18 protein-coding genes, 1 tRNA gene and 1 pseudogene are annotated in these 20012 nt (G+C 42.0%); all 20 read left to right on the forward strand.

What is annotated here, in order from left to right:
• The first annotated feature begins 22 nt into the window (after positions 1-22).
• The 20 genes and pseudogenes from MHI11_RS00395 to lysS all read left to right on the forward strand — a co-directional run bounded on the left by MHI11_RS00395 (position 23) and on the right by lysS (position 19915).
• Positions 23-94, forward strand: a tRNA-Glu gene (locus MHI11_RS00395).
• A gap of 206 nt (positions 95-300) precedes the next feature.
• Positions 301-2784: a stage II sporulation protein E gene (gene spoIIE / locus MHI11_RS00400; protein WP_065097654.1), complete on the forward strand. Its 2484-nt coding sequence runs from the start codon at positions 301-303 to the stop codon at positions 2782-2784.
• 77 nt (positions 2785-2861) lie between these two features.
• Complete coding sequence (locus MHI11_RS00405) at positions 2862-3596, forward strand: vWA domain-containing protein (protein ID WP_003217969.1); 735 nt, start codon at positions 2862-2864, stop codon at positions 3594-3596.
• The gene (locus tag MHI11_RS00410; protein WP_111913494.1) at positions 3580-4587 is read left to right on the forward strand and encodes a protein kinase domain-containing protein; all 1008 of its coding nucleotides are present in this window, start codon (positions 3580-3582) and stop codon (positions 4585-4587) included. Before MHI11_RS00405 ends, MHI11_RS00410 begins: the two co-directional genes overlap by 17 nt.
• Positions 4588-4684: 97 nt before the next feature.
• Positions 4685-6107 (forward strand): annotated as a pseudogene (tilS, locus tag MHI11_RS00415) (tRNA lysidine(34) synthetase TilS).
• On the forward strand, positions 6104-6643 hold the full coding sequence (gene hpt, locus MHI11_RS00420; RefSeq protein WP_003217950.1) for a hypoxanthine phosphoribosyltransferase: 540 nt from the start codon (positions 6104-6106) through the stop codon (positions 6641-6643). Before tilS ends, hpt begins: the two are co-directional and overlap by 4 nt.
• Before the next feature lie 95 nt (positions 6644-6738).
• Positions 6739-8643, forward strand: coding sequence for an ATP-dependent zinc metalloprotease FtsH (ftsH, locus tag MHI11_RS00425; protein ID WP_044140407.1), 1905 nt, complete (start codon positions 6739-6741; stop codon positions 8641-8643).
• Between the two features lie 162 nt (positions 8644-8805).
• Positions 8806-9582 carry a type III pantothenate kinase gene (locus MHI11_RS00430; RefSeq protein ID WP_008341820.1) on the forward strand — a complete coding sequence of 259 codons (777 nt, stop codon included), beginning with the start codon at positions 8806-8808 and terminating at the stop codon, positions 9580-9582.
• 15 nt (positions 9583-9597) lie between these two features.
• A complete protein-coding gene (hslO, locus tag MHI11_RS00435) occupies positions 9598-10473 on the forward strand; it encodes an Hsp33 family molecular chaperone HslO (RefSeq protein ID WP_283924092.1) in 876 nt (291 codons plus the stop codon).
• 52 nt (positions 10474-10525) lie between these two features.
• Positions 10526-11428, forward strand: coding sequence for a peptidyl-prolyl cis-trans isomerase (locus tag MHI11_RS00440; protein ID WP_223250718.1), 903 nt, complete (start codon positions 10526-10528; stop codon positions 11426-11428).
• Positions 11429-11505: 77 nt separating this feature from the next.
• Positions 11506-12429 (forward strand): cysteine synthase A, encoded by a 924-nt coding sequence (gene cysK / locus MHI11_RS00445; protein ID WP_044140410.1) that lies wholly within the window; start codon positions 11506-11508, stop codon positions 12427-12429.
• A gap of 124 nt (positions 12430-12553) precedes the next feature.
• Positions 12554-13972 (forward strand): anthranilate synthase component I family protein, encoded by a 1419-nt coding sequence (locus MHI11_RS00450; RefSeq protein WP_340960179.1) that lies wholly within the window; start codon positions 12554-12556, stop codon positions 13970-13972.
• A gap of 13 nt (positions 13973-13985) precedes the next feature.
• Positions 13986-14579 (forward strand): aminodeoxychorismate/anthranilate synthase component II, encoded by a 594-nt coding sequence (pabA, locus tag MHI11_RS00455; protein ID WP_060595368.1) that lies wholly within the window; start codon positions 13986-13988, stop codon positions 14577-14579.
• On the forward strand, positions 14576-15424 hold the full coding sequence (gene pabC, locus MHI11_RS00460; RefSeq protein WP_340960180.1) for an aminodeoxychorismate lyase: 849 nt from the start codon (positions 14576-14578) through the stop codon (positions 15422-15424). The genes pabA and pabC overlap by 4 nt, the downstream gene beginning before the upstream one ends.
• A gap of 9 nt (positions 15425-15433) precedes the next feature.
• Positions 15434-16291 (forward strand): dihydropteroate synthase, encoded by an 858-nt coding sequence (gene folP, locus MHI11_RS00465; protein ID WP_044140415.1) that lies wholly within the window; start codon positions 15434-15436, stop codon positions 16289-16291.
• Positions 16284-16646, forward strand: coding sequence for a dihydroneopterin aldolase (folB, locus tag MHI11_RS00470; RefSeq protein ID WP_080772974.1), 363 nt, complete (start codon positions 16284-16286; stop codon positions 16644-16646). Before folP ends, folB begins: the two co-directional genes overlap by 8 nt.
• On the forward strand, positions 16643-17146 hold the full coding sequence (gene folK, locus MHI11_RS00475) for a 2-amino-4-hydroxy-6-hydroxymethyldihydropteridine diphosphokinase (RefSeq protein ID WP_044140417.1): 504 nt from the start codon (positions 16643-16645) through the stop codon (positions 17144-17146). The genes folB and folK overlap by 4 nt, the downstream gene beginning before the upstream one ends.
• The gene (locus MHI11_RS00480; protein WP_044140418.1) at positions 17098-17331 is read left to right on the forward strand and encodes a helix-turn-helix domain-containing protein; all 234 of its coding nucleotides are present in this window, start codon (positions 17098-17100) and stop codon (positions 17329-17331) included. Before folK ends, MHI11_RS00480 begins: the two co-directional genes overlap by 49 nt.
• Positions 17324-18325: a tRNA dihydrouridine synthase DusB gene (gene dusB, locus MHI11_RS00485; RefSeq protein ID WP_044140419.1), complete on the forward strand. Its 1002-nt coding sequence runs from the start codon at positions 17324-17326 to the stop codon at positions 18323-18325. Before MHI11_RS00480 ends, dusB begins: the two co-directional genes overlap by 8 nt.
• A gap of 90 nt (positions 18326-18415) precedes the next feature.
• The gene (gene lysS / locus MHI11_RS00490; RefSeq protein ID WP_340960181.1) at positions 18416-19915 is read left to right on the forward strand and encodes a lysine--tRNA ligase; all 1500 of its coding nucleotides are present in this window, start codon (positions 18416-18418) and stop codon (positions 19913-19915) included.
• Positions 19916-20012: the final 97 nt, after the last annotated feature.

Consider the following 20012-nt stretch of genomic DNA (forward strand, 5'->3'; position numbering starts at 1 on the left):
TTTTATTAGAACATAAAAGCAAGGCCCGTTGGTCAAGCGGTTAAGACACCGCCCTTTCACGGCGGTAACACGGGTTCGAATCCCGTACGGGTCATCTTCGAAAACAGCTTTCTTTAGGAAAGCTGTTTTTTTTTGTGTCTTCGTAAAATTCTGATGAAAGACATCGACTTTCAAGAAAGTATGCCTCTTTGACGAATAAAGCGTCGAACGTTTTATGGAAACGACAACTTCTTTTGACAAAATTTCTTTTTCACCTTCGCTATAATGACAAGCAACGAATATCAGGTGGGGGATGAAAAGATGGAAAAACTAGAAAGAAGAACTGATTTAACAGGAGCGGGGTTTGAAAGAATCAGTGCAGGGTTAAAAAAGATGAAAAACCTGTTTCTTCATCATACGCATTCTCTTTTTTTCTATAGAGGGTTTATTTATGTCGTTCTTGGTTTTTTATTAGGACGAGCCTTTATATTATCTGAAATTATGCCGTTTGCTCTGCCTTTCTTTGGCTCCATGCTGCTTATCAAAAGAGATAAGTCCATGCTTGCTTGTCTCGCTTTACTTGCTGGAGCCATGACGATATCACCTCAAAATGCATTGTTTGTGTTTGCGTCGCTGATCGTATTCCTTCTTATGTCCAAGGTGGTTTCTTTCATCATCAAAGACCCAGTGAAAACATTGCCGGTTGTCATTGTGCTGTCAATGCTGATCACCAGAGGAGCATTTGTTTACCTAGAGCAAGGCGCTGTGCAAAGCTACGATTACGTCATGGCGGGTGTTGAAGCAGGACTTGCCTTCATTTTGACACTGATTTTCCTTCAAAGCCTGCCGATTTTTACAGTCAGGAAAATCAAACACTCCTTAAAGGTTGAAGAAATTATTTGCTTTATGATATTAATTGCCTCAGTTTTAACAGGTCTGGCTGGGATCACATTTCAAGGAATGCAGGCAGAGCATATTTTGTCACGATATGTAGTGCTGAGCTTTGCCTTTATTGGAGGAGCGAGTATTGGTTGTACAGTGGGTGTCGTGACTGGATTAATTCTCGGTCTCGCTAACATCGGAAACCTTTATCAGATGAGTCTTCTTGCCTTTTCAGGTTTATTAGGGGGATTGCTGAAAGAGGGGAAGAAAGCAGGCGCAGCCATTGGCTTAATTGTAGGTTCCTTACTTATTTCCTTGTACGGAGAAGGATCAGCAGGACTCATAACCACGCTATATGAATCACTGATTGCGGTTGCGCTCTTCTTGCTCACGCCACAATCAGTGACCTCTAAGGTAGCGAAATATATTCCTGGTACGGTAGAGCATGTACAGGAACAGCAGCAATACGCCCGGAAAGTACGAGATGTGACAGCAAAAAAGGTAGACCAATTTTCTAACGTATTTCATGCGCTGTCTGAGAGTTTTGCGACATTTTACGATTCCATTCCTGAAGAAAAGAAACAGGAAGAGGATGTAGATCTTTTTTTAAGTACGATCACAGAACGATCCTGTCAAACGTGCTATAAGAAAAATAAATGCTGGGTGCAGAACTTTGATACAACCTATGAACTGATGAAACAAGTTATGCATGAATCTGATGAAAAAACCTACGAGCAAAACCGGAAATTGAAGAAGAAATTTAGCCAGCACTGCTCAAAATCAAAACATGTCGAGGAATTGATTGAAGAGGAGATCGCTTACTATAAAGCCAACCAGACCCTGAAGAAAAAAGTCCAAGACAGCAGACGACTGGTAGCTGAACAACTGATGGGTGTCTCACAAGTGATGGAGGATTTTTCCCGGGAAATAAAACGGGAAAGAGAACAGCATTTTATTCAAGAAGAGCAGATGATAGAAGCACTTCAGCACTTTGGAATTGAAATTCAGCAAGTAGAAATTTATAGCTTGGAGCAGGGAAATGTCGATATTGAAATGAGAATCCCATATTGCCAAGGACATGGTGAATGTGAAAAAATCATCGCCCCTATGCTCTCAGATATTTTAGAAGAACAGATTTTAGTCAAAGCAGAGCAGTGTGCAGAGCACCCAACAGGCTATTGCCACGTTGTATTTGGCTCTGCAAAATCATATCGAGTGGCTACAGGCGTAGCGCATGCAGCAAAAGGCGGAGGATTAGTGTCTGGAGACAGCTACAGCATGATGGAGCTGGGTGCGGGCAAATATGCCGCGGCTATTAGTGATGGAATGGGCAATGGAGCAAGGGCTCATTTTGAAAGCAATGAAACGATTAAGCTGTTAGAAAAAATATTAGCATCAGGTATCAATGAAAAAGTGGCGATCAAAACCATTAATAGTATTTTATCTTTACGAACGACAGATGAAATCTATTCAACATTAGATTTATCCATTATTGATTTACAGGATGCGAGCTGCAAGTTCCTTAAGATCGGTTCAACACCCAGCTTTATTAAACGGGGTGATCAGGTGATGAAGGTACAAGCGAGCAACTTGCCGATTGGGATTATTGATGAATTTGAAGTGGAGGTTGTGAGTGAACAGATGAAGGCAGGAGATCTGCTGATTATGATGAGTGATGGTATTTTCGAAGGACCAAAGCATATTGAAAATCATGATCTCTGGGTGAAGCGCAAAATGAAAAGCTTTAAAACAGAAGATCCGCAAGAGATTGCTGATCTATTAATGGAAGAGGTCATTCGAACAAGATCGGGTCAAATTGACGACGATATGACGGTTGTTGTCATCAGGCTTGATCACAATACACCAAAATGGGCATCCATTCCGACGGGTACATTCTATCTTGAGAAACAAGAGATTTCTTGAAATATCGTATAATATGAATTTCTTCTGGCGATGATGGAGATATAAAGCATTCAGTTACGATCCCAGGAGGAATGAAGATGCGAAAAGGTCACGTAAACCAAATCTTATTGATTACAGATGGCTGCTCAAATCACGGGGAAGATCCACTTGCGATTGCCTCATTGGCAAAGGAACAAGGGATTACAGTCAATGTCATTGGCATTATGGAGGAAAACAGACACGATCATGAAGCAATGAAAGAAGTCGAGGGGATTGCTCTTGCAGGTGGGGGCATTCATCAAGTTGTCTACGTCCAGCAGTTATCTCAAACAGTACAAATGGTTACAAAAAAAGCGATGACACAAACTTTACAAGGTGTTGTGAATAAAGAATTGCAGCAAATACTTGGCAAAGATACTGAAATTGAAGAGCTTCCGCCTGATAAGCGTGGGGAAGTGATGGAAGTAGTCGATGAGTTAGGAGAGACGGTTCACCTTCAAGTACTTGTGCTTGTTGATACAAGTGCAAGTATGAAACCGAAGCTGCCTACCGTTAAAGAAGCACTCATTGACCTCTCCATTAGTTTAAATTCAAGAATTGGTGAAAATCAGTTTGGGATGTGTATATTTCCCGGGAAAAACTCAGATGCTGAAATTGTGTTGAATTGGACGCCTCGATTCGATTCACTGTCATCTATTTTCCCGAAACTGACCACGGGAGGAATTACTCCAACTGGACCAGCGCTTCGAGAAGCACTCCAGCATTTCAAATCAGTTCGTTCACGTAAAGGGCTGCTTGAAGCAAAGGAAGAGCATGATGAATTCGGCTTCTAACATTCCGTTAGGCACGGTGATTCAAGGGAAATGGCATCACCATCATTACCGCATTGTAAAAGAGCTAGGAAAAGGGGCGAACGGTATTGTCTATCTAGCCGAATCGCCAAATGGTCAAGTAGCCCTTAAAGTGAGTGATGACAGTATGCTCATTGCATCTGAAGTCAATGTATTAAAATCCTTTTCTAAGGCTCCTGTGAAAACCATGGGGCCTTCTTTTTATGATATGGATGATGCGATTTATCCCGGCATGCTTCAAAAGCGTTCCTTTTATGTGATGGAGTATGTCAGAGGCCCATTACTGCTTGAATTTGTAAAACAAAAAGGTGATGAGTGGATTGTTGTTTTAATGGTTCAGCTTTTATCTAACCTGGCTCATTTACATCAAGAAGGCTGGATTTTTGGTGACTTGAAGCCAGATAATCTCATCGTGTCAGGTCCACCGGCCGCGATTCGGTGCATTGATGTAGGAGGAACGACAAAAGCAGGCAGGGCAATCAAGGAATATACCGAGTTTTTTGATCGAGGCTATTGGGGATTTGGCACAAGAAAGGCAGAGCCATCTTATGATCTGTTTGCCTTAAGCATGGTGATGGTGAACTGTGCGTATAAGAAAGAATTCAAAAAAGAAGCAGAACCGGAAAAGCAGCTTTATAGAGCCATTGAAGGACATCCTTTATTAAAGCGATATGAAAGGGTGTTAAAGGCTGCTCTACAAGGTAAATATCAATCAGCGGCGGCTATGAAGAGTGCGATGCTGAAAGAAGGACAGCTGATCGCTTCAAGAAAAGCGAGTCAAAAGAAGCAGCAGCAAAAAAACGGGCAAAAGCCCGCTGTTCAACAAAATCAACAGGTGACTTCACGATCGAGAGTTGCAGCAGCAAAAAGAACGCCAGTACGCAAAAAATCAGGTGGGCTTTTTGAAACTGTTCTTATCGTGTGCAGTGTACTTGCTCTTTACTGTGCATATGTAGTTTTGTTCCTGCTATAGACCCTGTAAAAAAGCAGGCTTCATCTTTGCTTGGAGCTACTGAAAGTGATAGGATATGTATATCTTTAAATTACCTGCTCTTTGTGAGGAGGAAGTTGTGAATAGAATTGAATCATTTTTGAAAAAACATGATGTTTACCTTGAAAATACGACAGTCATTGTCGGGGTTTCTGGCGGACCAGATTCCATGCTTTTACTGCACGAACTAAACAAACGTCAAAAAGGTTCCTATCAGCTGATTGCAGCCCATGTAGATCACATGTTCAGAGGAGAAGAATCCTTTGCTGATTTGGCATTTGTTGAGGCGTACTGCAAGGAGCAAGGAATTCCTTTTGAATCGGCCCGCATACAAGTTACCCAATATGCAAAAGAAAACCACTTAAACAAACAGGCAGCTGCAAGAGAGTGCAGATATGCTTTCTTTCGTCAATTGATGGAGCAATACAACGCTCAATTTCTAGCGCTTGCACATCATGGAGACGACCAAGTAGAAACAATGATGATGAGGCTTGTGAGAGGGACTGTTGGAATAGGACTCGCAGGTATCCAAGCAAAACGTCCTTATCAAGATGGATGGCTGATTCGGCCGCTCATTGGATATTCCAAGGATGACGTGCTGACCGCTTGTGAAAAAGAACATATTCCCTATGTCATTGATCAAAGCAATCATACAGATGACTACTTGAGAAACAGGATAAGAAGACACATTCTTCCCGTGTTAAAAGAAGAGGCACCTCATGTACATGAAAGCTTTCAGTTTGTAAGTGACATGCTGACTGAAGATGAGCAATACTTGCAGGCATTAACAAAGGAACAAATGAACCAAGTGATAACGAATCAATCGCCTAAGCAAATTAAGATCAAAACGAAGCCTTTGCTTGACCTGCCTTTGCCTTTACAAAGAAGAGGCATTCAACTAATATTAAACTATCTTTATGAAAACACTCAATCAGCGTTTTCAAACCAGCATATTCTAGGGACTTTGGACTGGTTATCTCATACTGAACAACCGTCTGGATCATTAGATTTGCCAAAAGGTTTACAAGCTGTCAAGTCTTATGATTACTGTATGTTTACCTTTGAACGATCGCTTGTGCTAGACCAGTCTTATGCTCTTCACTTAAAGGGTGAGCTTGGAGAGAAGCTTTTCCTTCCAAATGGGCAGTCTATCGTGGTATCAAATCATGTTCCGAAGGATGCACGGAACGGAAACCATTTTTTCTTGCTTCAAAAAGATCATGTTCGTTTCCCTTTGATCATTCGCTCACGAAAAAATGGTGATCGAATCAAACTTAAAGGGATGAATGGATCAAAAAAGGTGAAGGATATATTTATTGATAAAAAAGTGCCTCTTGCAGAAAGAGACAGCTGGCCGATCGTCACTGACTCGGAGAATCAAATCATCTGGATCCCAGCTCTGAAAAAATCCGTTTTTGAAGAAATTGATATGACAAACAGCGATCTCATTGTATTACAATATAGACAGCATGAAAATTTGTAGGGGGCAAGCAAAAGCATGAAACAAGATATTGAAAAGGTTTTGATCTCAGAAGAAGAGATCCAGCAAAAAGTGAAGGAACTGGGTGCAACATTAACCAGCGATTATGATGGTAAATTTCCTCTGGCTATTGGTGTTTTGAAAGGGGCTCTTCCATTCATGGCAGACCTGATCAAACACATTGATACATATTTAGAACTTGATTTTATGGATGTATCTAGCTACGGAAAATCTACCGTATCTTCAGGAGAAGTAAAGATCATTAAAGATCTAGATACTTCTGTTGAAGGAAGAGATATTTTAATTATGGAAGATATCATCGACAGTGGGTTAACTTTGAGCTATCTGGTAGAGCTTTTCCGATACCGTAAAGCAAACTCCATAAAAATTGTGACATTGCTTGATAAACCAAGCGGTCGTAAAGCAGACATCAAAGCAGATTATGTTGGATTTGAAGTTCCAGATGCATTTGTTGTCGGCTATGGATTGGATTTCGCTGAACGTTACCGAAACCTCCCGTATATTGGAGTGTTAAAACCATCTGTTTACGAAGGCTAATCAGCATACGTATACATGAGGTTATTGGTTGTATTGGAATGATTTTCTATGATACTATTGACCATAGTTGTGCTTACTGTGGGAGGAGGTAAGGAATGAATCGGGTTTTTCGTAATACGATTTTTTATATACTTATTTTATTACTTGTGATAGGGGTAGTCAGTTGGTTAGGATCCCCTAATCAAAAGCCTGAGAACATGTCTTACAGCAAATTTTCGCAAAATCTAAGTGCGGGAAAAGTGGAGAGTATCTCCATTCAGCCTGTAAGAGGGGTTTATGAAATTCGTGGTCAATTAGATGGCGCGAAGAAAGATCAATACTTCATTACCCATGTTCCAGATGGTCAAGGTGTTGACCAGATTTACAGTGCACTTAAGAATACAGATGTAAAAGTAGAACCAGCACCTGAAACAAATGGATGGCTGCAAGTCCTGACAACCATCATTCCGTTCATCATCATCTTTATCCTGTTCTTCTTCTTATTGAACCAAGCTCAGGGCGGTGGAAGCCGTGTTATGAACTTTGGTAAGAGTAAGGCGAAGCTTTACACAGAAGAGAAGAAACGTGTGAAATTTAAAGATGTTGCCGGTGCAGATGAAGAAAAGCAAGAACTTGTAGAAGTGGTTGAATTCCTGAAGGACCCACGTAAATTTGCGGAGCTTGGCGCAAGAATTCCTAAAGGGGTTTTACTAGTAGGACCTCCAGGTACAGGTAAAACATTGCTTGCGAGAGCATCTGCAGGAGAAGCAGGCGTTCCTTTCTTCAGCATCAGTGGTTCTGACTTCGTCGAGATGTTCGTCGGTGTCGGTGCATCACGTGTACGTGATTTATTCGAAAATGCGAAAAAGAATGCACCATGCTTAATCTTTATTGATGAGATTGATGCAGTGGGTCGTCAGCGTGGAGCCGGTCTTGGCGGTGGTCATGACGAGCGTGAACAAACGCTTAACCAGCTTCTTGTTGAAATGGATGGTTTTAGTGCGAACGAAGGTATTATTATCATCGCTGCGACGAACCGTGCAGATATCCTAGATCCTGCATTGCTGCGTCCGGGACGTTTTGACCGTCAAATTACGGTTGACCGCCCAGATGTCATTGGCCGTGAAGAAGTGCTGAAGGTTCATGCGAAAAACAAACCGCTTGATGATGCAGTGAATTTGAAAGCCATTGCAAGCAGAACACCTGGGTTCTCTGGAGCAGATCTTGAGAACTTACTAAACGAAGCAGCACTTGTTGCTGCCCGTCATAACAAAAAGAAAATTGATATGCGTGATATCGACGAAGCGACTGACCGTGTCATCGCTGGGCCGGCTAAGAAAAGCCGCGTCATTTCGAAGAAAGAACGTAATATCGTGGCTTACCATGAAGCGGGTCATACCGTTATTGGTCTTATCCTAGACGAAGCGGACATGGTGCATAAAGTAACGATCGTTCCTCGTGGTCAGGCAGGCGGATATGCGGTCATGCTTCCAAGAGAAGACCGTTATTTCCAAACGAAACCAGAGCTTCTTGATAAAATTGTCGGCTTGCTCGGCGGTCGTGTTGCAGAGGAAATTACGTTTGGTGAAGTAAGTACAGGTGCTCACAACGACTTCCAGCGTGCAACTGGCATTGCAAGAAAAATGGTTACAGAGTTCGGTATGTCTGATAAACTTGGTCCACTTCAATTCGGTCAAGCACAAGGAGGTCAAGTATTCCTTGGCCGTGACTTTAACAACGAGCCGAATTATAGTGAAGCGATCGCTTACGAAATTGACCAAGAAATTCAGCGTTTCATCAAGGACAGCTACGAACGTGCGAAACAAATTCTCACTGAGAATAAAGATAAGCTAGAAATCATCGCACAAGCCCTTCTAGAAGTTGAAACATTAGATGCTGAGCAAATTAAATCTCTTTACGAAACTGGAAAGCTTCCAGAGCGTGTATACGCAGATGACGAAGAGAAAAACGATGATGTGAAAGTGAACATCAAGAAAAAAGAAGAAGATGAGGAGATCTAATCTCCTTCTGTGAAAGCTGCCGGGATCACCGGCAGCTTTTTTTATTTCGATTCCTGAATGGATCGGTTTCGAATTGTTTACAAATGGAACTCAATTCGTGTATGGTATGATAGAAAGTCGAAAAATGCTCTTTTTGAGAAACTATTCAAAGTGGTGATGAAGTTGTTACTCGTGATAGATGTAGGGAACACAAATACCGTTTTAGGTGTTTATCATAATGGCGATCTAAACTACCATTGGCGAATTGAAACAAGCCGTCATAAAACAGAAGATGAATTTGGTATGGCTATCAGGTCTTTATTTGATTATGTCGGGCTGATGTTTGACCAAATAGAAGGAATTATCATTTCGTCTGTTGTCCCGCCAATGATGTTTGCATTAGAAAGAATGTGCGAGAAGTACTTTCACATAACTCCCCAAATTGTAGGGCCTGGAATGAAAACTGGATTAAACATTATGTGTGACAATCCAAAGGAAGTCGGGGCTGATCGAATTGTGAATGCAGTAGCGGCGATTCATCTATATGGGGCACCTCTCATTGTCGTAGACTTTGGCACAGCGACAACCTACTGCTATATCAATGAACAAAAACAATACATGGGTGGGGCAATTGCACCTGGTATTACCATCTCAACAGAGGCTTTATATACAAGAGCGGCGAAACTGCCAAGAATTGAAATTGTCCGTCCAGATCACATTGTTGGAAAAAACACCATCAGTGCAATGCAATCCGGCATCCTTTATGGATATGTTGGGCAAGTCGAGGGAATAGTGAAACGGATGAAGCAGCAAGCGAAACAAACACCGAAAGTCATTGCAACAGGCGGTTTGTCGACATTGATTGGAAATGAATCAGACTGCATTGATATTGTCGATCCGTTCTTAACATTAAAAGGACTTCAACTCATTTATGAACGTAATCGTGTCGGTGTACTATAGGAGGTTTAAAATCGAATGGACTACTTAGTTAAAGCGTTAGCATATGACGGAAAAGTCCGAGCATATGCTGCAAACACAACAGATACAATCAACGAAGCACAAAGAAGACACCATACATGGCCAACAGCATCAGCAGCGATTGGCAGAACAATGACAGCTACAGTCATGATGGGTGCTATGCTGAAAGGCGAAAATAAGCTAACGGTCAAAATTGAAGGCGGTGGACCAATCGGTGCCATCATTGCTGATGGAAACGCAAAGGGCCAGGTGCGCGGATATGTCTCAAACCCACAAGTCCACTTTGACTTAAATGAACATGGCAAGCTAGATGTTAGACGTGCAGTCGGGACATCTGGAACGTTAAGTGTTGTCAAAGATATCGGACTGAAAGATCACTTCACAGGACAAACGGAGATCGTCTCAGGTGAAATTGGAGATGACTTCACTTATTATCTTGTCTCTTCTGAGCAAGTGCCTTCCTCTGTTGGTGTAGGGGTTCTCGTCAATCCAGATAACTCGATTCTCGCAGCTGGCGGTTTCATCATTCAATTGCTACCTGGAACAGAAGATGCTGTCATCGAAAGACTAGAAAAGCGGCTCTCAACCATTGAACCCATTTCTAAACTCATTGAAAAAGGGATGACACCAGAAGAAATTTTAGAAGAAGTACTCGGAGAAAAACCTCAAATTTTAGATACTGTACCTGTCGAATTCTCTTGTAACTGCTCAAAAGAACGTTTTGCTAATGGCATTATCAGCCTAGGAAAAGCCGAAATTGAAGACATGATTGAACAAGAGGGACAAGCAGAAGCTCAATGCCATTTTTGTAACGAAACGTATGTATTTACAAAAGAAGAGCTAGAAGAGCTACGTGAAGAAATAACCCGCTAAGCTCTAAGCAGCGGGTTTTCTTTTTTGAATGGAAAGGAGCCGAATGATGAGACTGAAAGCAAGAGTAGTATGGACATTTATCCTTGTGTTGCTTATGATCAATGCCGGTGTTATTGCATATGTATTAACAAAGTCGCAAATGTCACAGGCTTCTTCAAACGGGAAGAGCGGTGAAGAAATTGCGTCGATTGGAAAAGAGAAGGTGACACGTCAAGAATGGTTAAAGAAGATGGAAGACCGCTATGGAAAGGCAACACTTGAGCAAATGATTAATCAGAAGGTGGTCGATCAGCTTGCGAAAGAAAACAAGCTTGAGGTGTCCTCAAAAGAAATCAATCGTGAATTGCTGATGCTTAAAGCGGTATCTAATAATTTCTACGAAGATGGACATACGAGTGAAAAGGACTGGACAGAACAGATTCGTTATCAAATTTTATTAGAGCAGCTTTTAACGAGAGATGCTGTCGTTTCCGAAAAAGAAGCGAAATCCTTTTATGAAAAAAACAAGGACTTATATCAATATGATGATTCATACCGTATTCGTCATATCGTCGTGAAGACAAAAGGCGAAGCTGAAAATGTATTGAAGGATCTGAAAGGCGGATCTAGCTTCGAGGCGGTGGCAGCTGAACGCTCCATTGACCGCTACACCTCTCCATATGGCGGAGATCTTGGGTTTGTGACAGAAGAACAAGAAAGTATCCCAGCCCTATACATACAGGAAGCTCAAAAGCTTCAGCCAGATGAATGGACTAAAGAACCGATCGAGACCAAAAATGGGTATGCCATTATTCAACTAAAAGAAAAATTAAATGGCCGCTCCTTCTCTTATGAAGAAGTCAAAAATCAGATCAAAAGGCAGATTGCCATGGAAGATCTAGGTGAAAAGGCGAATGTCAAAACCCTGTGGAAAGAAGCAAAAGTCACATGGTTTTACGATGGCGAGCAGGACTAAAAGCATTGACAAAATTTTTCGAAATTGATAATTTAATATTAATACAATAAAATTACTCGGAGATAGAGGTGTTAGTGATGGCTCGTATTGCAAATTCAGTTTTTGAACTAATAGGAAATACACCAGTCGTTAAATTAAACCGTTTAGTAGATGAAGACAGTGCGGATGTCTACTTGAAACTTGAATATATGAACCCGGGCAGCAGTGTAAAAGATCGTATTGCGTTAGCGATGATCGAAGATGCTGAAGCGAAAGGTACTTTAAAAGCCGGCGACACGCTCATCGAACCAACAAGCGGAAACACAGGGATCGGTCTTGCAATGGTAGCGGCAGCTAAAGGAATTAACGCAATTCTAGTGATGCCAGACACAATGAGTCAGGAGCGCCGCAACCTTTTACGCGCTTATGGTGCAGAGCTTGTATTAACACCAGGTGCAGAAGGAATGAAAGGTGCCATCAAAAAGGCAGAAGAATTGGCAGAAGAGCACGGTTACTTCATGCCTCAGCAATTTAGCAACGAAGCCAATGCGGAGATTCACCGCCGTACTACAGGAAAAGAAATTCTTGAACAGTTTGACGGCGAGCTTGATGCATTTATTGCAGGTGTTGGTACGGGCGGCACAATTACGGGTGCTGGTGAAGTCCTAAAAGAAGCCATCCCATCGATTCAGCTTTATGCGGTAGAGCCGACAGATTCTCCTGTATTATCAGGCGGAAAGCCAGGCCCGCATAAAATCCAAGGGATTGGAGCAGGATTTATCCCTTCCATCTTGAACACGGAAGTATATGACGGCATTATCCAAGTGAAAAACGAAGATGCATTTGAGCTTGCAAGAAGAGCAGCGAAAGAGGAAGGGATCCTCGGCGGTATTTCTTCAGGAGCAGCTATTTACGCAGCACTTCAAACAGCGAAGAAGCTTGGTAAAGGGAAAAAGGTTCTGGCAATTATCCCAAGTAATGGGGAGCGTTACCTCAGCACACCTCTTTATCAATTCGATTAAACCAATTACCCCAGCATTTGCTGGGGTTTTTTTATGAAATCTGTAGATGGAAAGCAAATACTATTTTCTAAATAAATTGGATTGCATTACAATAAGATTAATGAAAATGAAAAAGGATGATAACATGACACAACGCAGGCCGATGGGCATCAAAATTCCTTTTACGAAAGATGCATTCTTGAAAAGATACGAACAATTAACTGCTGGCGAAACACACCATGTTCTACTTGAAAGTGCTCGCGGTGGTTCCTACAGCATTGCTGGCATTCACCCAATCGCTAAAGCGAAGGGTAAAGACGGGATGACAACCATCCATTATCAAGATGAGGTGCTGTTCAAAGAAGGTGATCCATTCAGAGCGTTTACGGATTGGTTCCAAACCCTTCAAACCGAAACGAATGAGGAATACCCTGATTTTCAAGGCGGAGCGATTGGATTTTTAAGCTATGATTATGCTAGATATATTGAACATTTTAAGATGTTGTCCATTGATGACCTGAAAACACCAGATCTTTATTTTCTCGTGTTTAATGATGTTGCGGTCTTTGATCATGAAGAAAACGTGCTGTGGCTGATTACTCACACAGAGGGAGCGGAACCCGTGAGTGACACTCATCAAAGACTCGAAGATTTGAAGCAAAAGTGGACAAGCTCTGCAAAAGAATCAGCGCAATCACCTGTTCATGAATCTTCTGCAGAATTTGTACCAGCAGCGCCTTTTACCGAAGAAACCTTTGGAGAAGCAGTAGAGAAGATTAAGCAATATATCGCAAGCGGTGATGTGTTCCAAGTGAATTTGTCCATCAGACAAGATGAACAGCTCCACACCCACCCTTATGATTTATACAAAACGTTACGTCAAGTCAATCCATCTCCTTATATGTCTTATCTGCACACGCCTGATTTCCAAATCGTTTGTGGATCTCCAGAGCTGCTTATTAAGAAAAAGGGGACTCAATTAGAAACAAGACCAATTGCGGGTACAAGATCAAGAGGCAAAGACGATGCTGATGATCAAGCGCTGGCAAAAGAGCTCATTGAAAATGAAAAAGAACGCGCGGAGCATGTGATGCTCGTGGATCTTGAGCGGAATGACCTTGGACGCGTGTCCACTTATGGCTCAGTAAGAGTGAACGAATTTATGGCGATTGAGAAATATTCACACGTGATGCACATTGTTTCCAACGTACAAGGGGAACTGCGTGATGATTGTGATGCAGTAGATGTCATGAGAGCTGTATTCCCAGGCGGCACAATTACAGGTGCTCCAAAGGTGAGAACAATGGAAATCATAGAAGAGCTTGAGCCGACAAGGCGTGGGCTTTATACTGGATCTATAGGCTGGTTTGGATTCAATCAAGATATGCACTTTAACATCGTCATTCGTACGGCGTACTGCACTGTAGGCAAAGCCTTTATGCAGTCGGGTGCTGGGATCGTCATCGATTCTGTACCAAAGCACGAATACAAAGAATCGATTAAAAAAGCCTATGCAGTGAAAAAAGCATTACAGTTGAGCAAAGAAGAGACTATTTTGAGTTAGAGGTGAGCAGAGCATGATATTAATGATTGATAATTATGATTCATTTACGTACAACTTGGTCCAGTATTTAGGTGAGCTTGGAGAAGAATTGATCGTGAAACGGAATGATCAAGTAACCATTCAAGAAATCGAAGAACTCAAGCCGGATTTTCTCATGATTTCCCCGGGGCCATGCAGTCCAGATGAAGCGGGAATTAGTATGGAGGCGATCAAGCACTTTGCGGGAAGTATTCCGATCTTCGGTGTGTGTCTAGGTCATCAATCCATCGCACAAGTTTTTGGCGGGGATGTCATTCGTGCAGAACGCTTAATGCATGGTAAAACGTCAGAGATTGCTCATGACGGAAAAGGTGTCTTCACTGGACTCCAAAATCCGCTTGTCGCAACGAGATATCATTCATTAATTGTCAAAAACGAGACGCTGCCGGAGTGCTTTGACGCAACAGCCAGCACAAAGGAAGGCGAGCTCATGGCCATTCGCCATAAAGAGCTGCCGATTGAAAGTGTACAGTTTCATCCTGAATCGATTATGACGTCCTTCGGAAAAGAAATGCTGAAAAATTTCATTGAAACCTATCGTAAAAAGGGGCATGAAGTAAACGCATGATCATTTATCTGAACGGTCAGTATATAGAGGAGAAAGACGCGACTCTTTCTCCTTTTGATCATGGTTTTCTATATGGCATCGGTGTATTCGAAACATTTACCAGCCTGGCAGGACAAGTCTTTCTGTTAGATTGGCACCTTGAAAGGCTCAATCAATCATTGCGTGACCTTTGCATCGAATCCACAATAGAGAAACCATTTGTACTCGACATCATTCATACCTTACTGAATAAAAACGACATAGCCGGTGGTCATGCGAGAATTCGCTTCAATGTATCTGCGGGCAGAGGCAATGGATTTTCTGCAGATCCTTATGAAGAGCCTGTCGTGTTTGTCATGATCTCTCCATTCCGGCCCGAATCTGTTTTAGATGAGAAACAGGGAGTCATTCTTCAAACGAGGAGAAATACGCCAGAAGGTCCAAGGCGCCTCAAGTCTCATCATTATATGAACAACATGCTCGCAAAAAGAGAAGTGGGAAATGATCCGTCGTTAGAAGGCATCTTTTTAACAAAAGAAAATGATGTGGCAGAAGGAATTACCTCCAATGTATTTTGGCGAAAAGACGATGTGATTTATACACCGTCACTTGATACAGGCATTTTAAATGGGGTCACTCGTCGATATTGTATCGAAACACTCCAAGCGATGGAGGCTTCACTAAAAGTAGGGCGATACCCGGTCTCCCACTTGCTATCAGCTGATGAGGCATGGATGACCAATTCTGTTCAAGGGATTGTGCCTTTCAGAAGTATAGGGGAAATCTCCTTTTCCCAAAACAGCCGGATATTCTCAACAAAATTGCGAACACAATATACAAAAGAACGTCTAGATCATAAAGAGTAGGTGGACACAATGACACAACAAGTGATAAAACAGCCTAAAATCATACAAGCCAAGCACCACACCCTTAGTTATGAAGAAAAGACATTGGTTATGGGCATTTTAAATGTCACACCTGACTCTTTTTCAGATGGAGGAAAGTTTAATCAAGTGGATAAAGCGCTGGCTCATGCAGCACAGCTGATAGAGGACGGGGCACATATCATTGATATTGGCGGAGAATCGACTCGCCCAGGAGCGGCATTTGTCTCAGAACAAGAGGAGCTTTCAAGAGTCATTCCCGTCATTGAAAAGATCACAAAAGAATTGGATGTACCGATTTCCATTGATACGTATAAAGCCCATGTGGCAGATGAAGCAGTGAAAGCCGGAGCTTCCATCATTAATGATGTATGGGGAGCGAAGGCAGATCCTCAAATGGCGCATGTGGCAGCGAAGCACAATGTGCCGATTATTTTAATGCACAATCGGCCAGAGCGAAACTACACACATCTAATTTCAGATATGATCGCAGATTTGAAAGAAAGTGTTCAAATTGCGAAACAAGCCGGTGTCCGTGATGACATGATCATATTGGACCCAGGTGTAGGGTTTGCGAAAAATAAAGAGGACAACTTGATGGTCATGAATGAGCTCGAACATTTTTGTCACCTTGGGTATCCACTGCTCTTAGCTACATCTCGAAAACGATTCATCGGAGCTGTCTTAGACCTGCCACCGGAAGAACGTACTGAAGGAACGGGGGCTACGGTCTGCCTTGGGATTCAAAAAGGCAGTGCGATGGTTCGCGTACATGATGTAAAAGAAATCGCAAGAATGGCAAAAATGATGGATGCCATGTTGAATAAGGGAGGCGCTTATCATCGATAAAGTATATGTAAATGGAATGGAATTTTACGGCTACCATGGCGTATTTGCAGAAGAAAATAAATTAGGACAGCGGTTCCGTGTGGATTTAACAGCTTCACTTGATTTAAGTAAAGCCGGACAAACGGATGACCTCAATGAGACCATCAATTATGCGGAGCTCTACCAAATCTGCAAAAGCATTGTAGAGGGTGAATCCGTCAACCTTGTTGAAACACTGACAGAAAGAATTGCAATCCAAGTGTTAAAGGACTTCCCGACAGTTCAGGAATGTACAGTGAAGGTGATCAAACCAGATCCGCCAATTCCAGGACACTATCAGTCTGTTGCCATTGAAATGACGAGATCGCGCGCATGAACAATACCGCATACATCGCTTTAGGTTCGAACATAGGGAAAAAGGAAACCTATTTAAAAGAAGCCGTCAAAAAACTGCACGAACATCCAGAGGTTCAAGTAGAATCAATCTCATCTATATATGAAACAACACCTGTAGGTTACGCAAACCAAGATGACTTTTTAAATATGGCTGTGAAAATTACCACCTCGCTTCGTCCAAATGAACTACTGACACTTACTCAGAAAATCGAGCAAGAGTTAGGCAGAACAAGAGAAGTGAGATGGGGACCGCGAACGGCTGACCTTGACATTTTACTTTATAATCGTGAAAATATTGAAACAGAACAGCTTGTAGTGCCACATCCTAGAATGTACGAACGTTTATTCGTTCTCGTTCCGATGAGTGAGATTTGCCCAGAAATCGGGGAAGTGCAAATAAATGCCGTAACAGACCAAGAAGGTGTAAGCATATGGAAAAAGACATGTGGGGTAGAAGAATTCGTGCATACCGAAAGCTAAAAGGGTATACTCAGGAAGGGTTCGCGAAAAGACTGGGCATCTCTGTCTCTGTCTTAGGAGAAATTGAGCGAGGCAATCGATTACCAACAAACCAATTGGTTGGTCAAATAGCAAATGCTTTAAATATAACGGTGGAAGAACTTTCGCCAATTCTTGAAGAAGGAAGGAGGGGAAATGATGTTTAAAATCGGAGATATCGACATTAAAAACAAAGTGGTGCTCGCACCTATGGCTGGTGTGTGTAACTCTGCCTTCAGACTGACAGTGAAAGAGTTTGGAGCAGGTTTAGTCTGCGCTGAAATGGTCAGTGACAAGGCGATCCTGATCAACAATGCAAGAACAATGGGTATGCTATACATTGATGAACGGGAAAAGCCTTTGAGCCTTCAGATATTTGGAGGAGAAAAAGACACTCTCGTTGAAGCGGCAAAGTTTGTAGATCAGAATACCACAGCGGACATTATTGATATCAACATGGGCTGTCCTGTACCGAAGATTACGAAATGTGATGCAGGAGCGAAATGGTTGCTTGATCCAAACAAGATTTATGAAATGGTCTCTGCTGTTGTAGATGCTGTAGATAAACCTGTTACGGTGAAAATGAGAATGGGCTGGGACGAAGATCATATCTTCGCTATCGACAATGCCCGTGCTGTTGAACGAGCAGGTGGCCAAGCGGTTGCGCTTCACGGACGGACACGTGTGCAGATGTACGAAGGAACAGCGAATTGGGATATTATAAAAGAGGTCAAACAATCTGTTTCCATTCCTGTCATCGGCAATGGAGATGTCAAAACCCCTCAAGATGCAAAACGTATGCTTGATGAAACGGGTGTAGATGCTGTCATGATCGGAAGAGCCGCACTAGGAAACCCGTGGATGATCTATCGAACGGTTCATTATTTAGAAACGGGTGAACTGAAAGAAGAGCCAAATGTACGTGAGAAGATGTCAGTGTGTAAGCTTCACTTAGACAGACTCATTGATCTAAAAGGCGAGCATGTGGCTGTCAGAGAAATGAGAAAGCACGCAGCATGGTACTTAAAAGGTGTCCGAGGCAATGCGGACGTGAGAAATCAAATCAATCAAAGTGAAACGAGAGCGGAGCTTGTACAAGTTCTTGATGACTTTACGGTCGAAGCCGAGGCAAAAGAGCTTCAAAGTATAAAAGTAGGATAAGACTATCTTTCTTTTTGTAGCTCACTGCTAGTGCATGTACTGGCAGTTTTTCTGCTTTTCTCTGCAAAATACATTATTGGAGTGATATAAATGAGTAATGAAGGGCTTAATAACGAAGAATTAAATGACCAATTCCAGGTCAGACGTGACAAAATGAATAAAATGAGAGTAGAGGGTATCGATCCATTCGGTGAACGATATGACCGTTCTCATCAATCTGCACAAATTATTGCTGAATACGATGAGTTTTCTAAAGAAGACTTAGAAGAAAAGTCTGCCCAAGTGACAATCGCTGGACGTATGATGACAAAGCGTGGAAAAGGGAAAGCTGGCTTTGCGCATATACAAGACTTAGAAGGACAAATTCAAATCTACGTTCGCAAAGATAGTGTAGGAGAAGAAGCTTACGAATTATTCAAAAGCTCAGACCTAGGCGATATTATCGGTGTAACAGGAGCGGTATTTAAAACGAATGTAGGAGAACTTTCTATTAAAGCGACTAGCTTTGAGGTTCTCACAAAAGCACTTCGCCCACTTCCTGATAAATATCATGGACTTAAAGATGTTGAACAACGTTATCGTCAGCGTTACCTTGACCTGATTGTAAATCCAGAAAGCAAGCAGACGTTCATCATGCGAAGCAAGATCATTCAATCTATGAGAAGATACTTAGATTCTAAAGGATACCTAGAAGTTGAAACACCAACTATGCACAGCATACCTGGTGGTGCATCAGCACGTCCTTTCATTACTCATCATAATGCACTGGATATGCCGCTCTATATGCGTATTGCGATTGAATTGCACTTAAAACGCCTCATTGTCGGTGGTCTAGAGAAAGTATACGAGATTGGCCGTGTATTCCGTAACGAAGGTGTATCAACTCGTCATAACCCAGAATTCACTATGATCGAGCTGTACGAAGCTTACGCAGATTACAAAGACATCATGAACCTAACTGAAAACCTGATTGCTCATATTGCCGAAGAGGTACTAGGAACAACCACGATTCAATATGGAGAAGATGAAATTGATCTCAAGCCTGAATGGAAGAGACTCCATATGGTTGAAGCGGTCAAAGAAGCAACTGGTGTAGACTTCTGGCAGGAGATGTCTGTAGAAGAAGCGAAACAGCATGCAGCTGATCACGGAATTGAAATTACGAAAAACATGACAGTAGGTCATATCATCAATGAGTTCTTCGAGCAAAAAGTGGAGGAAACATTGGTACAGCCTACATTTATTTACGGACACCCAGTGGAGATTTCTCCATTAGCTAAGAAAAATCCTGAAGACCCTCGCTTCACTGATCGCTTTGAGCTATTTATCGTACGTCGTGAACATGCTAATGCATTCACAGAGCTAAACGATCCAATCGATCAAAGAGAACGATTTGAAGCTCAATTAAAAGAACGTGAAGAAGGAAATGACGAAGCGCATCTAATGGATGACGATTTTGTTGAAGCATTAGAATATGGTATGCCTCCAACAGGCGGACTAGGAATCGGTATCGACCGGTTAATCATGCTATTAACAAATTCTCCATCAATCAGAGATGTACTGCTTTTCCCACAAATGAGAAACCGCTAATACATCAATTAAAGCGCCATTTTAACTATGGCGCTTTTTATTTTTCATAAAATGAAACTTTTTTTAAAAAAACTATTGCAAGGAAAGAATCAAGATG

Origin of the sequence: Bacillus sp. FSL K6-3312 (assembly GCF_038007485.1) — a bacterium.
In the GTDB taxonomy this organism is placed as follows: domain Bacteria; phylum Bacillota; class Bacilli; order Bacillales; family Bacillaceae; genus Bacillus; species Bacillus pumilus.